Origin of the sequence: Cytobacillus solani (assembly GCF_001420595.1) — a bacterium.
Taxonomy (GTDB): Bacteria; Bacillota; Bacilli; order Bacillales; family Cytobacillaceae; genus Cytobacillus; species Cytobacillus solani.
On the sequence record NZ_LJIX01000006.1, the window covers coordinates 97,689 to 112,912 of the forward strand.

The following is a 15,224-nucleotide window of genomic DNA, read 5'->3' on the forward strand; positions in this document are numbered from 1 at the left end:
ATCTAAAAATTGTTAATTGAGAAGGTTGAATAATGGGAAAGAAGAGCTTAGGTGTAATCGGCGGAATGGGACCGATGGCCACATCTGTTTTTTTTGAAAAGGTCATTGAAAATACAGTTGCTGGTGCTGATCAAGATCATATTAATATGATTATTCTTAATCATGCTACATTGCCCGATCGAACAAGTGTGATTTTGAATAAAGAGGAAGATACTTTTTTACATGCGGTTGAAAAAGATATAAAACTGCTTGAGAGTGCTGGTGTAGCAAATATTGCGATTCCATGTAATACTTCACATTATTTCTATGATAAGATGCAGGAAATGACCGGGGTCAATATTATTCATATGATTGATGAGACTTGTAAAGCAATTCATCAATCATACGGAGATCAAAGCAAGGTGGGCATCTTAGCAACGAATGGTACAGTAAGCAGCGGCATATATGAAAAAGGCTGTAATGCCTACAATATGCAGTTGTATAAGCCGAACAAGGTCTATCAAGACCAAATTATGAATACAATTTATAATGTGAAAAGTGATTTAGACATCGATGTGAATGTAATCGAACAAATTATAACGGACTTGATTCATAATGAAGGCTGCAGCTGTGTCATCCTAGCCTGCACGGAGCTGTCATGTTTGAAATTAAATGATGAAGTGACACCTTACTGTGTGGATGCAATGGATATACTAGTCGAGAGATCGATTGAGTATTCCGGCGGGATTGTGAAAAAAGAGAAAAACTGATTGAGGTAATTTTGAGGGAGGGGTATCTTTTGAAACTGAATGAAGTCGAGAGATTCGAGGAGTTTTTGTCAGAGTCATTTGGAGATGGCGTACACATTAGGGAATTACGCTTATCTAATGAAGAAACTGAATATATTAAAAAGACCTACCCTAAAGCTATTTTTAATAAAAGTTTCCAAAAGGAAACTTTAGACGGAAAAAACTGGTACAAGGTAACACTTCTGCCCCCAACCAAGAAAGACAATCAGGATGAAATCACAGCAATCCAACAAGAGAACTTGAGGCTAAAACAGGAAATAGAAGTCCTTAGACGAACGATGAAGGTTGATAAAGGTAAATAAATTGGAAACAAGCCGCTCGGTGGATACTGGGCGGCTTGTTTATTTGGGGGAATAAGATGCATGAATAGAAGATGGAACTTATTTATGGTTAAAAATGTAAAAAGTGGTCGAGTAAAAAGAGAATAGAGCTTATTTATGGATATAAATGTAAAAGGAGGTCACGTAAAAAGAGAATAGAGCTTATTTATGGATATAAATGAAAAAACGGTCGAGTAAAAAGAAGATAGAACTCATTAATGGATATAAATGTAAAAAGGGGTCGCGTAAAAAGAGAATGGAGCTCGTTAATGGTTATAAATGTAAAAGGAGGTCACGTAAAAAGAGAATAGAGCTCATTAATGGTTATAAATGTAAAAAGAGGTCACGTAAAAAGAGAATAGAGTTCATTAATGGTTATAAGTGTAAAAAGAGGTCGCATAAAAAGAGGATGGCGCTCACATGTGGAAATAAATAGAAAAAGAGGGCACATAAAATTAATTAATCTACATAATATGAAGATTTACCATAACCAATGCATGTAAAGTTCTCTGATAGAATTTTTCGTATAACTTTCTTAGATTTAATTCCTTTGCACCAATCAAAGATAGCATTTGTAGTTACTTTCCTATCTGGGAAAAGGAGGATAAACTCTTCCACACTCCGGATAATTGAGGATCTGACATCTTCCTTACATGAGCACTTTGTGCATACTAATATCTGATCTTGAAATTGTAACTCACAAGAATGACAGGACTGACAGATGATTCCCTTTTTTTAACTGCTCATAAGTATATTTAGGCAGTCTTTTGAATGGTGATTCTTTTAAATGAATAGATAGTAACTTTTCGGCAATTTGTATGCCTTTTCTGTTTGCTGGTTTAACAGGTAACTTTTTCGAAAATCGTTTCAACTGAGTGGGAAATATAATGGGTTGACCGAGGGGAGCTTGATAGAGTTGAAAGTTGGGGTTAATGAAGATTACATAGGGTTCTATATGTGTTTTAATTCCATGGTTTTGAAGCAATTGCCTGAGTAATGATTCACTTCGTTCCAATTGGAGTAAGGGGTTCTTTATTTCCTTCTTTGATAAAGTAAGCCATCTTCCATTTTCATCGATATAAAAATCTCCTTCATAATTTTTAACCTCGAAAACATAGAGAGTCTCGTCAACTAGCAGCAGCGAATCTATTTGAAAAGTAGTATGATTGCATTCAAGCAATAAATCATTCAGGATCAGCCGATTCTCTGATTCTGGCAAACTTTCAAGCCACGCATCAAACTGAATTTCGCCCTCAAAACCTTTTTCAAGGCTCCCATAATACTGCACTTCTTCAACTGATAAATCCATGCGCATATTCAACATTCGATAAAGCTTTAATTCCTTTGATTCACTACGAGGTTTAATAACCATAGGCACCATCCTCTAATCAAGATTTACAATCATTCTATGAAATATTACTTATTTTTACAAGTGATGGAATCTACTGAAATATAAATGTAATAATTTTAGGGATTAAATTTATAAATGGCAATGCTATAATATAAAAGATGTGAATATACAACAAAATATGACTCATTTTCCCAAAATAATATACAACATTTTACATTCTACCTCATAAATTACCTGTGAAATTTCGCCATAACTAGACAAATGAGGATTACTTTTCTATAGTAATAGAATCTTAAAGTACATAGATAATTTTAAAGTAATAGAGAGGAGACATGGATGAAATTGAAAAGAAAATTTCTCGCTCTAGGAATAGGAATCATAATAGGCAGCGGCAGTTTACTAATGCCTATGTCAAGCACTGCTTATGCAGTATCAAATAAGCAGCTAGAGGAAAAAAAGAAGGATATACAAGAAAAACGTTCAAATGTTCAATCAGAGATTAATCAAAAGAAAGATGACTTAGTGCAAATAGGAGAAGAAAAGTCAGCAGTTCAGAAAGAGCTAGATAAATTAGAACTTACAATTGCGGACACGGAGAATAAAATTAAAGAAAAAGAAGCTCAGATTGCAGATGCAAAAGAGGAAATTAAGAAACTCCAACAAGAGATTGCCGTTCTAAAGGAACAGATAAAAAAGAGAGACGAACTATTAAAGGAACGTATTCGTTCCATTCAAGAAAATGGTGGAGTCATTAACTACATAGACGTATTATTAGGTGCGCAAAGCTTTAGCGACTTTATTAATCGTGTAAGTGCGGTAACTTCATTCATGGAAGCAGACCGTGATTTACTTCGCATGCACCAAGAAGATAAGGCGTTGCTTGATAAAAAAGAAGCAGAAGCACAGAAACAATTAGAAGAACTTAATAAAAAATTGGCCGATCTTGAAGGAATGAAGAAGAAGCTTGAGATTCAAAAAGCTGAAAGAAACAAACTATATAAAGAATTAGAACAAGAAGAACAACATATGCATGAAGAACTTTTAGAGTTTGAAGATGAAGCAGCTATACTTGCTGCACAGGAAAAGGCAATGGAACGTGAAATTGCAGCTTGGAAGAAGAAACAGCGTGAACTAGAGGAACAAAGAAAAAAACAGGCTAATAATAATGGAAACAACAGTGTGGGCGCTCCTCCGGCAATTACCAATGGAGCATTTATGAACCCAGCAACAGGTAGGCTTACATCGCATTATGGACAAAGATGGGGCAGATTGCATTCAGGGATCGATATTGGTAAAGGCGGCCGAACAGAAGCAGTTCCAATTGTTGCTTCAGCATCGGGAACGGTAATCAAAGCGAATTTTGATCGCAGCTACGGAAATGTCGTCATGATTACACATGTAATTGATGGACAAGTCATGACAACTGTCTATGGTCATATGGAATCCCTTTCTGTATCCAATGGACAAAGTGTTGAAAAAGGTCAGCTGTTAGGGTATATGGGGAATACAGGTAATTCAACTGGACCGCATTTACACTTTGAGATCCATCATGGACCTTGGAATGGAAGCAGATCAAATTCTGTTAACCCTCTAAGATATGTAAACTATTAAGCAATTGAAAAGGCACTCACCAATAGGTGTAGTGCTTTTTTTCTAATTTAGTATTCTATTTACTGCGACTATGCTTCTTAATCAAACGATTGATTAGTAAAAAATGCGAACATACCCCTTAATCAAACGTTTGATTAAGAAGAAATCAGAATATATCTATTAATCAAACGTTTGATTAGTTATGCTGATCTTTAGAGGTGAGATACATTTGAATATTCATGTGATGGCAAAAGATACGTTAGAGGCTCAAGGGATTCGGTGGATGATTGAATCACATTTGCCTGGTATTCAGTTGACGGTATGGGATTCGCTGGAGGAGTTTTCAAGAGCAGTGCAAAATGAACGACCAGACCTTGTCATTTTGGATATGGACGGTTGGATGAAGAGCAGTGAAGGATTCTGTGAGCTGCTTCAACGGTATAAAATTCGCTGGTTAGGTCTATCCTCTGAGCGGATTTTTCAAACTGCCTATCGTGCACTCCGTTTTCGTGCAGAAGATGTTTTATTCCGTCCGATATCACCTGATGATTTGAAAAAACAAATTCAGCAAATCCGTTATCAAACAAGAAATGACCATAATTTCTTCTCAAATCAGACCGGAGATAAAGTAGATACCTACACAATTGATTATCCAGATTTATTTTTGTTAGATAAGAACAGATCTTATCCGATAACAATGGTTGCCTTTTTGACACCGAACCCTGAGACACTGCCGTTTGTCTATGATGCCCTACAGCGTTATTCCTTTCCAGGTAAGCATAAGCTTTTTGCATTATCTGATTTTATTTTATGTGTTCAGGAGAATGAAAAAATAGAATCGATTAGGGAAGTTTATCATTCTTTCCTATCAAGGTGGAAAGAGCGAATGGATGAACCGCTTGCAATTGTTATTAACATAGATTCTTCAAGAGGATCATTAAAGAAAACGTATCAGCAAACGAGGCAATTAACAAAAAGAGTCTTTTTTGAGGGCTATGATATTATTTTGGAAGAAAATAAGCAACTAGCTCCTTTAGAAATGGATCCCTTTCTTACGCCACTTGAGCAGCGTCAATGGATTGAGATGCTTGAAACAAGGAATATAAAGGCAATAAGAGAGTGGGTTGAGCTCGAATTTCTAACTTATGACCGTCCTTATCCAGACCCAGAATTGGTTCGAATCCGATTAACGAGTGTACTCGCACAAATCCGCAGACATATGAAAGCATATAATCTACAAAGTATATTACTTGAAGCGAGTTATCATGAGGTTTTTAAGCAAATTGTTCATCAATCTGTTATTTATCAAATTGTTCAAGAGTTTCTAACATTTATCCAGAGATTGCTTCTTCAGGTTCAGGAGCAAATACAAGACGGTCCCCGGACACTAGTGGAGAGAGTACAGGAAATGATTGAATCGAATTATTGGGATGCTGGATGGAATTTAGCGGCATGTGCGGAAGGGCTGCGCATGAACAAAAGTACGCTTAGCAGGCGCTTTTCGGCTGAATCAGGACAAACCTTCCGCACGCATCTTCATCAAGTAAGAATTCGTGAAGCAAAGCGATTGCTGCAGGAAACAGATATTTCATTAGATGAAGTAGCACGATTAATCGGCTATGCTCATCAAACGTATTTCAATGCAAAATTTAAACAGTATGTAGGCAGTACCCCTTTGGCTTTTCGGACTGGGGTTAAGAGGTGAAAAAGCCTCATGCTGCCCTTTTCCTCAAAAATATGGAAAATAAGTAGCCAAGAAAAAACGGATGTTATTCCTATCCTCCATCCATGGATACTAACTCACCTAAAATTAAAATAGAATGAATCAATTTATAATAATAGTCATTTTAATAAATTGTTAAGCAATAGATTATAAAAATATCCTTAATTTATAATAAATTATCCGAAATTTCATTATAAAATAAAAATATAGAAATGGAGGGATTTAGAAATGAAAGCGATTTCGAATGATAAGGTTGTGCGTTACCGTGGAACAGTTTTGAATACGAAGGGGTGGCTACAGGAAGCAGCACTTCGGATGTTAATGAACAATTTGGACCCGGATGTGGCAGAGCGTCCAGAGGATCTTGTTGTTTATGGAGGAATTGGAAAGGCGGCACGTAATTGGGATTGCTTTGATGCAATTGTGAAATCATTGAAAGAGTTGGAAAATGATGAAACGCTGCTTGTTCAATCCGGAAAACCAGTGGCGATTTTTAAATCACATGCGGATGCCCCACGTGTTCTGCTCGCGAATTCGAATATTGTCCCTGCCTATGCAAATTGGGAGACATTCCATGAGCTTGATAAAAAAGGTTTGATGATGTACGGGCAAATGACAGCAGGCAGTTGGATTTATATTGGCTCACAAGGAATTGTGCAAGGAACATATGAAACATTCGCGGAACTAGCTAAGCAGCATTTCAATGGTACACTTAAACATACAATCACGCTTACAGCTGGACTTGGCGGGATGGGTGGAGCTCAGCCGCTTGCTGTTACGATGAATGGCGGAGTTTGTATTGGTATTGATGTGGATGAAACTCGCATTGATCGCCGAATTGAAACACGCTATACAGATGTGAAAACAGACTCCCTTGATGAAGCGATTCGTCTTGCACAGGAAGCAAAACTATCTGGTAAGGCTCTATCTATCGGTCTTATCGGAAATGCCTCAGATATTCTGCCTGAAATGATTGCACGAAATTTCATTCCAGATGTACTAACAGACCAAACATCTGCACATGATCCGCTGAATGGATATGTCCCTTCAAAAATGTCTCTTGAAGAAGCGGCAGAGCTGCGGAAGAGTCATGCGGAAGAATATGTGAAGCTTTCAAAAGCTGCTATGGCAAAACATGTTGAAGCCATGCTTGAAATGATGGAAAAAGGTGCAGTTACATTTGACTATGGCAACAATATCCGTCAGGTTGCAAAGGATGAAGGGGTAGAAAATGCATTTGCATTCCCTGGATTTGTGCCTGCGTATATTCGCCCGCAATTTTGTGAAGGAAAAGGACCTTTCCGCTGGGTAGCACTTTCAGGTGACCCAATGGATATTTATAAAACGGACGAAGTCATTTTGCGTGAATTTAGCGATAATGAGCATTTATGCAATTGGATTCGTATGGCGCAAGAAAAAATTGAATTCCAGGGACTGCCTTCTCGTATTTGCTGGCTTGGTTATGGGGAGCGGGCACGCTTTGGAAAAATCATTAATGATATGGTGGCAAGCGGAGAATTGAAAGCACCAATCGTCATTGGTCGTGACCACCTCGATTCTGGCTCAGTAGCTTCTCCAAACAGAGAAACAGAAGCTATGAAGGATGGTTCTGATGTTGTTGCAGACTGGCCGATATTGAATGCGATGATTAATGCAGTTGGCGGAGCAACATGGGTATCTGTGCATCACGGCGGCGGTGTGGGAATGGGTTACTCCATGCATGCAGGAATGGTTATTGTTGCTGACGGAACAAAGGAAGCGGAAGCACGTCTTGAGCGTGTATTAACTACAGATCCAGGAATGGGGATTGTCCGTCATGTTGATGCAGGCTATGATTTGGCGAAAGAAACAGCTCAAGAAAAAGGGGTTAACATCCCAATGCTCAATAAAGGAAATGAGTAAAAATGAAGAAACCAATTTGGATTAAACATATATCGCAGCTTGCTACACTTGCCTCAAACAGCAATGGTCCGCGTTCAAAAGAAGCGATGTCTGAGTTAGGGCTTATCGAGGATGGCAGCTTATGGCTGGAGGACGGAAAGATTCAAGCTGTTGGTACTACACAGGATTTAAATGAACGTTATTCTGCAAGGGCTCAAGAAGCAGAAATTGTTGATGCAGCAGGACATTTAGTTACTCCTGGTTTGGTTGATCCTCATACACATGTTGTTTATGGCGGAAGCCGTGAGCGTGAATTTGAAATGCGTCTTGAAGGTGCAACCTATATGGAAATTATGAATGCCGGCGGTGGAATTCATGCTACAACCCGCATGACACGTGAAGCAACAGAGAAGGAGTTATTTGAGCAGACATCCCGAAGGCTTGATTCTTTTCTTCAGCATGGTGTTACGACAGTTGAAGGGAAAAGCGGTTATGGTATGAACCTTGAGACAGAACTTAAGCAATTGCGGATGATGAAGCGATTGCAGGAAGCACATACGATTGATCTCGTTCCAACCTTTATGGGTGCGCACGCGGTACCTCCTGAATTTAAAGGAAAAGAAGATGCATTTGTTGACCATATTATTAATGACATGCTTCCAGTTGTTGCTGAAGAAAAATTAGCGGAATTTAACGATGTTTTTTGTGAAATGGGTGTGTATACGCCTGAGCAGTCGGAGCGAATTTTAGAAGCAGGGAAAAAGCTCGGATTGACACCAAAAATCCATGCGGATGAAATTGAGCCATACGGCGGGGCAGAACTTGCTGCAAAGGTTGGAGCGATTTCAGCTGAGCATTTGTTAAAAGCATCGGATGAAGGAATCAAAGCAATGGCGGAAGCGGGAACAATTGCCTGTCTGCTTCCGGCAACAGCCCTCTATTTGCGTGAAGGGGCAGCAGCAGGCAGGAAAATGGTTGATGGGGGTGTGGCAGTAGCTATTTCAACAGACTGTAATCCAGGGTCTTCGCCAACAACATCGATGCCGCTTGTGATGAATTTAGCATGTATATCGATGAGACTAACTCCTGCAGAGGCGCTGACAGCGGCAACATATAATGCTGCCTGTGCCATCAACCGTCAGGACCTGGTAGGTTCACTTGAGACTGGAAAACAAGCGGACATCGTTTTATGGAACGTAAAGAATTATCAGGAATTACAATACTTATTCGGAGTTAATCATGTCAAAAAGGTTTGGAAAAAAGGCGTTCAGGTGGTGGGATAATTATGAAAAAGAATTGGCTGCAAAAGCCTGAATGGTCATGGAATCAAACGGAAGGGCAACCAACATATGTTCATCACTGGGTTCAGCCATTAGATAAATTCGCTGAATCACCGGACCTCATTCTTTACGGGGCACCTATTTCACGTTCCTCAATCAGTGTCTCTGGTGCATCTCTTTATCCGACAGAATTCCGCAAAATGTGGAAAGGCTATGCTACTTATAATTTGGATGAGGATATCGATTTAACCTCTATTCGGGTGGGGGATGCAGGAGATGTAGCCATGCATACGACAGATATCCTTTTATCCCACCGGCGTATTCAGGAATCAACTCAAGCATTAGCAGCTGACTATCCGAATGCCTTGACATGTATGATTGGCGGTGATCACTCCACAACTGCTTGTGCTGTTAGAGGAGTAAAGGATGCCCATCCTGAGGAAACAATCGGAATTTTACAGCTTGATACGCATTTGGATGTAAGAGATCCAGCAGAATTAGGGCCGGCAAATGGAACACCAATTAGACAATTGATAGATGGAAATGCAGTCAAGGGAGAAAATGTAATAAATATTGGTTTACATGGGTATTTTAATGCGAAGCCATTAGTTGATTATGCAAAAGAGCACAAGATTCAAATGGTGACATTAAAGCAAGCACGAAAAGATGGTGTAGTAAAAACGATTCAGGATGCACTGGAGAGACTTGCCAAGCAGGTGGATCGCATATATGTCACAGTGGATATGGATGTACTTGATATTTCCGTTGCACCAGGTGTACCAGCATCTACACCAGGAGGCTTAACTGCCATAGAGCTATTCGATGCACTGCTTGAAATAGGAAAAAACACAGCAGTTCGGCATATAGATTTTGTTTGTTTGGATCCTAGCAAGGATACGAATGTAGCAGAAACTGTCAAAACTGGTGTATATGCATGGCTGCAGTTTGTTACAGGCTTTGCCTGCCATTCCAATCAAAAATAATGATGAAACACGGGGTATAAATAACAACCTCGTGTTTTTTTGTTTATCTGAAAAATTCGACAAAATCCGATAAAAACAACCAAATTTTTTTAAAAGTAGTGACTTTTATAACAGTTCGAGTAGAATGAATCATTTATAATCAGAGCAGGAAATTTTTACTATGTTAAATGTGGAAAAGAGGGTTACTTTGAAGAGATCCATTCTAACAAAGCTGATTGGTCTTGTGTCTGTTGTTATATTCGTGAGTTTAACGGTTATTTCGTTTGCGAATTATCGAATGACCTATTTAAAGGTAAAGGAATCAGCCGGAATTGAACTGTTTGGCTGCGCGAATATTACTACTGGTCTTTTAACAAGGAATGATATTGACAGCCTGAATTCGCTTACGTCTTCACAGGCTGAAGAGCTTGGTGAAAAAATTGACTGGACTACGGCCCATAAGCCAATTTTTGAAAACCAGTATATTATGTCTATCAAGGGGCAAGTGCTTGTTCCTGATGAAAAATCGAACAAACAAGGAATCAAAGTTGGGGACATGACACCTGTTGATGAGGATATATTAAATACATTACTAGAAACGAAGGCGCCAGTTTTCTCAGATGTTTACGATTATTCGGGTATGAAACGCTTGACTGGATATGCTCCTATTTTTAAAAATCATGATATGCATGGTGAAATTGTTGCAATTAGTGCAATTGATTTCGATGCAGAGATTCTAACGGAAAGAACTTGGAGTATGGTATCATCAACCATCATTGTTGGAATTATTTCATTGCTTGCAGCTGGAACAATTATTATTTTGTATGTAAGGAAAACGATTCTGCCATTAAAGTTTTTGACAGAATATACAAAGAGAATTTCTGAAGGTGATTTAAGCAAAGAGGCAACTACAATTAAAGCAACAGGAGAAATACGAATTCTGAATGAAAACTTTAATATCATGGTTGAAAACTTAAAGAGCGCTCTCCTTCAAACCGCATCAACCTCTAAAGAAGTCGCCTCATCGACTGAGGAGCTGTCCGTCAATACTTCAGAAGTAGTGGACATCGTTGAAGAAATTTCTGCCACATTCCAAAACGTTGCCGAGTCATCTAATCATCAAGCAATAGAGGCTGAACATATACAGGCTATCTTTCAAAAAATTGCTACTCAAACGAATGATATAGCAGAAAGAATAAAAATCACTACAAAAAATTCGCGTGAAGTCTCCGACTATGCCGTGAATGGAAATGTGATTATTGGAGAATCCATTAAACAAATGGACGATATTCGGTTAAGTTCAACGAATGTCTCAAAGACAATGCACGAGCTGAAGGAAAAATCGGATAGAGTGAAGGAAATACTGAATATAATTATGAATGTATCTAAACAGACAAATCTGCTTGCTCTAAATGCTTCAATTGAAAGTGCAAGGGCTGGCGAGCATGGGAAAGGCTTTGCTATTGTTGCTGAAGAAATACGCACCTTAGCCGAGGAAACATCAAAGAGTATTGAAAGTATAAAATCAATTGTTTTTGAGATTGAAAGTAAAACAACAGAAGCAGTTCAACTATCTGAGCAGGGAGATAAGATTGTACAAATTGGAATGGAAAAGGTAAAAAATGCAGGTCACTCTTTTAATGAAATAAAGGAATCAACGAAAGGATTAAGTGAAGAAGTTGAACATGTTCTTACATCTACTGTTGAAATTCAGGAAGAGATAAGTGCTGCTAACATTCAAATAATAAACATCGCATCGATTTCGAAGGAGATATCTAGCCAAATGCAGGATGTTGCTCTTTCATCTGAGCAACAAACTGGATCCATGGAAGAAGTGTCTGCAGCCATTCAAATGCTCGTTCATACGGCAAATGAAATGGAGAAACTAGCAAATCGCTTTAAAATATAAAGATATATAGTGAAAAACAAGCAGGCTGATGATATAAAAGCTTGCTTGTTTTTTATTTTCCTATCCTTCACTTGAAAAATAAACGCCTTTCAGGCAAATTTGAATTAATAGATTATCATTTTTGAATAGGGGTGGCTATAATGTCTGAGAAAGTTATTTTAGGAAGAACTCTTGTGGAATGGAAAAAAAGGCTCCCATTATTGAATGAAGTAATAGATCTTAAGGAAGTTTTTTGGACAAACCCTATGTATCAAACAGCTTCTGAGCCGTCTTCACTTTCATTTAAAAACATTATGGATGCTGAAGAGCGGCTAGCTCGATTTGCGCCCTATATTGCAAAAGTTTTTCCTGAAACAGAAAACAGTAGCGGATTGATAGAGTCTCCTCTTATATCTGTCCCACAAATGAAAAGGGGCCTGGAGCAAATCTATCATTTTGAATTACCAGGCCGTCTTTTGTTGAAATGTGATAGTCATCTGCCAATCTCAGGATCCATTAAAGCAAGAGGCGGGATTTACGAAGTATTAAAGTATGCGGAAGACCTAGCATTGAAGCATCAAATGATCTCCTTGAAGGATGACTATTCAGTCTTTGCGGATCAAACATTTAAGGACTTCTTTTCCCGTTATTCCATTGCAGTTGGATCAACAGGAAATTTAGGGTTAAGCATTGGCATCATGAGCGCAAAGCTAGGCTTTAACGTGTATGTTCATATGTCAGCAGATGCAAAGAGGTGGAAGAAGGACTTGCTTAGAGCAAAAGGGGTCAATGTAGTCGAGCATAATTCTGATTTCAGCGAGGCAGTTGCACAGGGAAGGAAACAGGCTGCTGGGGATCCTCATATGTATTTTATTGATGATGAAAGCTCCCGTCATCTTTTTCTAGGATATTCTGTAGCTGCCATTCGGTTAAAGAAACAGCTGGAGGATATGAACATTCAGGTTAATGAGGAAAATCCGCTAGTTGTCTACCTCCCTTGTGGTGTTGGCGGCGGACCTGGAGGGATAACCTTCGGACTAAAGCAAGTCTTTAAAGAGCATGTGCATTGTTTTTTTGCTGAGCCTACACATTCGCCATGTATGCTCCTTGGCTTAATGACAGGATTGCATGATCAGGTTTCAGTCCAAGACTTTGGTCTGGATAACCAAACAGAGGCAGATGGACTTGCGGTTGGCAGACCATCGGGCTTTGTGGGGAAATTCCTTGAAAAAGAAATAAGTGGGATCTACACAGTAGAAGATGAAAAATTATTTACTTTGCTGACTATACTAGCTGATACGGAAGGAATATATCTTGAACCGTCTGCCCTTGCAGGATTTTTAGGACCTGTACAGCTGTTGAAATCGCAAATGGGAGGAAATAACAAGCTCGATGTCTCATTGAAAAAGGCTACACATATCATTTGGGGGACGGGCGGCAGCATGGTTCCTAAAGCCGAAATGAAGAAATATTATGAGAGAGGCATCTAATAGCGTTTGCAAAAATAAATAGGATATCGCAAAAAAACCAGTAATTTTGCAAAAATAAATAGGATATCGCAAAAATAGATAATTTACATTTACAGAAAAATGAATGTTCACAAAAAAAACTTAGTAAAACTAATAAACTGGAGGCCTTTTTCATTGAAAAATAAACTATATTATCAAGATCCATACATAAAGTCATTTACAACTCATTTAAAGGATCAGCAAAAGGATGAACAAGGAAGGGTGTACGCTATTTTAGAGGAAACAGCCTTTTATCCAACAGGTGGAGGGCAGCCGTATGATACAGGTACGTTAAATGGGATTAAGGTTATTGATGTGGAGGAAATCGATGGGGAGATCCGTCATTATATAGCGCAACCGTTCAACGAGCCTGGGGAAATAACTGGCGAAATTGATTGGGAAAGAAGATTTGACCATATGCAGCAGCATGCAGGCCAACATATCCTGTCGGCAGCTTTTGAAGAAAAATTTGGTTTTGCCACCGTTAGTTTTCATTTAGGGAATGAAGTGTTAACGATTGATCTGGATATTGAGGAGTTAACAGACGAACAAGCGGAAGAAGCAGAGGATTTAGCCAATCAAATCATATTAGAAAACCGTTCGATTGAAACGAAATGGGTAACAATGGACGAGCTATCTTCCTATCGTCTTAGAAAGCAGCTTTCTGTCACCGAAAATATCCGTCTCGTGATTATTCCTGATTTTGATTACAACGGCTGTGGAGGAACGCATCCGCATTCAACTGGAGAAGTAAAGGCAATCAAAATTTTAGATTGGGAGAAACAGCGGAAAAAGATCCGTGTTCATTTTGTTTGCGGTGACCGCGTACTCAACCAGCTTCATCAAAAGCAAAAGGAAATCAAACGCTTGACGAGTATACTGAACGCACCTGAAGAAAACCTTGCGGACACGGCGAAAAAGCTAATTGAAGACAAAAAGATGCTTGAAAAATCTATTGAGGAATTAAAAGATGAGCTTGTCGCATATGAAGCGAAAGATCTCCTTACGAACGGAAAATCTTCAAGCAACGGATTAATTATAAGTAAACAATTTAAAAATCGATCGATCCAGGAAGTACAGAAGCTAGCTCGAGCAGTGACAGTCCTATCAGAGGAGGCTGTTGTGTTTTTCGTGAATGATGCAGAAGTAAAGCTGCAATTTGTTTGTGCAAAAGGAAAGGCGCCGAATGGCAGCATGAAAGAAATAACAAATAAACTTTTGCCATTAATAAATGGGAAGGGCGGGGGAAATGATTTGTTTGCCCAAGGTGGAGGAGAAGCGCTGATAACTGCAGAGCAATTATTTCATCAGGGATTAGAATATATGGAGCAGGATTAAAACCAGTGTTCTTAATGATAAATTAATAAAATATTTAGAAAAGTCAAATAAAGTAGTTGTCAAGCCTACCTCTGTTATATTACAATTCTTATAGGAGCTATGCATTACATTGAATGTTTATGTTTTTCACATGAACACCCCATGTAATATCCTTGCTCTATAGGAGGTACGTTCATGTATCAGCAAGGCACTGTTTATGTTATCGGGGATAGCAAAACTTCATCCAACAATCCTATCATGCAGCAATATAAAGCCTTTTTTGTAGGTCTTGTCATTGATAGAAAAACAGATAAGATTATTGATGCAGAATGCTCATCAACCATTGACTTAACTACTCGCTTTGTCCATTCATTATTTGTGGAAAAATCCATTTTGGAAGTGGATAGGTTAACGGAAGAAATTGAGCAGCGCTACTTTGGATCCTCGCAAAAAGCATTGATAGTCGCGTTTAAGAATGCTCATATTAAATATTTACAAATAAAGAATAAATAATAAGCTGCTTTTTCTGTTTATCGCAGATGAAATCCAGCTGTTAGAGATTAGTGTTTTTTCTCTGACAGCTGGTTTTTTTATTTAATAGATTCACACTCAAAAT

Annotated in this window: 12 protein-coding genes; 11 read left to right on the top strand and 1 reads right to left on the bottom strand. The window is 38.6% G+C overall.

All coding sequences use genetic code 11. The features are described from left to right. The first annotated feature begins 32 nt into the window (after nt 1-32). Together cuyB and AN957_RS02280 are read left to right on the top strand one after the other, a co-directional pair. Entirely contained in the window at nt 33-749 is a 717-nt protein-coding gene (cuyB, locus tag AN957_RS02275; RefSeq protein ID WP_053477923.1) for a cysteate racemase, read from the top strand. 29 nt (nt 750-778) lie between these two features. Next, nucleotides 779-1,090: a hypothetical protein gene (locus AN957_RS02280; RefSeq protein ID WP_053477922.1), complete on the top strand. Its 312-nt coding sequence runs from the start codon at nt 779-781 to the stop codon at nt 1,088-1,090. Nucleotides 1,091-1,805: 715 nt separating this feature from the next. Here AN957_RS02280 and AN957_RS02290 read toward each other — a convergent pair. Beyond that, nucleotides 1,806-2,480, bottom strand: a complete 675-nt coding sequence (locus AN957_RS02290) for a nuclease-related domain-containing protein (RefSeq protein WP_231690151.1) — start codon at nt 2,478-2,480, stop codon at nt 1,806-1,808. A gap of 315 nt (nt 2,481-2,795) precedes the next feature. Between AN957_RS02290 and AN957_RS02295 the strand changes: the two genes are divergently transcribed. The 9 genes from AN957_RS02295 to AN957_RS02335 all read left to right on the top strand — a co-directional run bounded on the left by AN957_RS02295 (nt 2,796) and on the right by AN957_RS02335 (nt 15,121). Beyond that, nucleotides 2,796-4,070, top strand: coding sequence for a murein hydrolase activator EnvC family protein (locus AN957_RS02295; RefSeq protein ID WP_053477920.1), 1,275 nt, complete (start codon nt 2,796-2,798; stop codon nt 4,068-4,070). Nucleotides 4,071-4,278: 208 nt separating this feature from the next. Continuing rightward, entirely contained in the window at nt 4,279-5,754 is a 1,476-nt protein-coding gene (locus AN957_RS02300; protein ID WP_056681999.1) for a response regulator transcription factor, read from the top strand. Nucleotides 5,755-6,000: 246 nt separating this feature from the next. Continuing rightward, nucleotides 6,001-7,674 carry a urocanate hydratase gene (gene hutU / locus AN957_RS02305; RefSeq protein ID WP_056682002.1) on the top strand — a complete coding sequence of 558 codons (1,674 nt, stop codon included), beginning with the start codon at nt 6,001-6,003 and terminating at the stop codon, nt 7,672-7,674. A gap of 2 nt (nt 7,675-7,676) precedes the next feature. Beyond that, nucleotides 7,677-8,936, top strand: coding sequence for an imidazolonepropionase (gene hutI / locus AN957_RS02310; protein WP_056682005.1), 1,260 nt, complete (start codon nt 7,677-7,679; stop codon nt 8,934-8,936). A gap of 2 nt (nt 8,937-8,938) precedes the next feature. Further along, on the top strand, nt 8,939-9,916 hold the full coding sequence (locus tag AN957_RS02315; RefSeq protein ID WP_053477916.1) for an agmatinase family protein: 978 nt from the start codon (nt 8,939-8,941) through the stop codon (nt 9,914-9,916). Between the two features lie 187 nt (nt 9,917-10,103). Beyond that, a complete protein-coding gene (locus AN957_RS02320; protein ID WP_172797604.1) occupies nt 10,104-11,804 on the top strand; it encodes a methyl-accepting chemotaxis protein in 1,701 nt (566 codons plus the stop codon). 140 nt (nt 11,805-11,944) lie between these two features. Then, entirely contained in the window at nt 11,945-13,273 is a 1,329-nt protein-coding gene (gene dsdA / locus AN957_RS02325) for a D-serine ammonia-lyase (RefSeq protein WP_053477914.1), read from the top strand. Between the two features lie 153 nt (nt 13,274-13,426). Next, a complete protein-coding gene (locus tag AN957_RS02330; RefSeq protein ID WP_245637754.1) occupies nt 13,427-14,629 on the top strand; it encodes an alanyl-tRNA editing protein in 1,203 nt (400 codons plus the stop codon). Nucleotides 14,630-14,803: 174 nt separating this feature from the next. Beyond that, complete coding sequence (locus AN957_RS02335; protein ID WP_053477912.1) at nt 14,804-15,121, top strand: DUF3870 domain-containing protein; 318 nt, start codon at nt 14,804-14,806, stop codon at nt 15,119-15,121. Nucleotides 15,122-15,224: the final 103 nt, after the last annotated feature.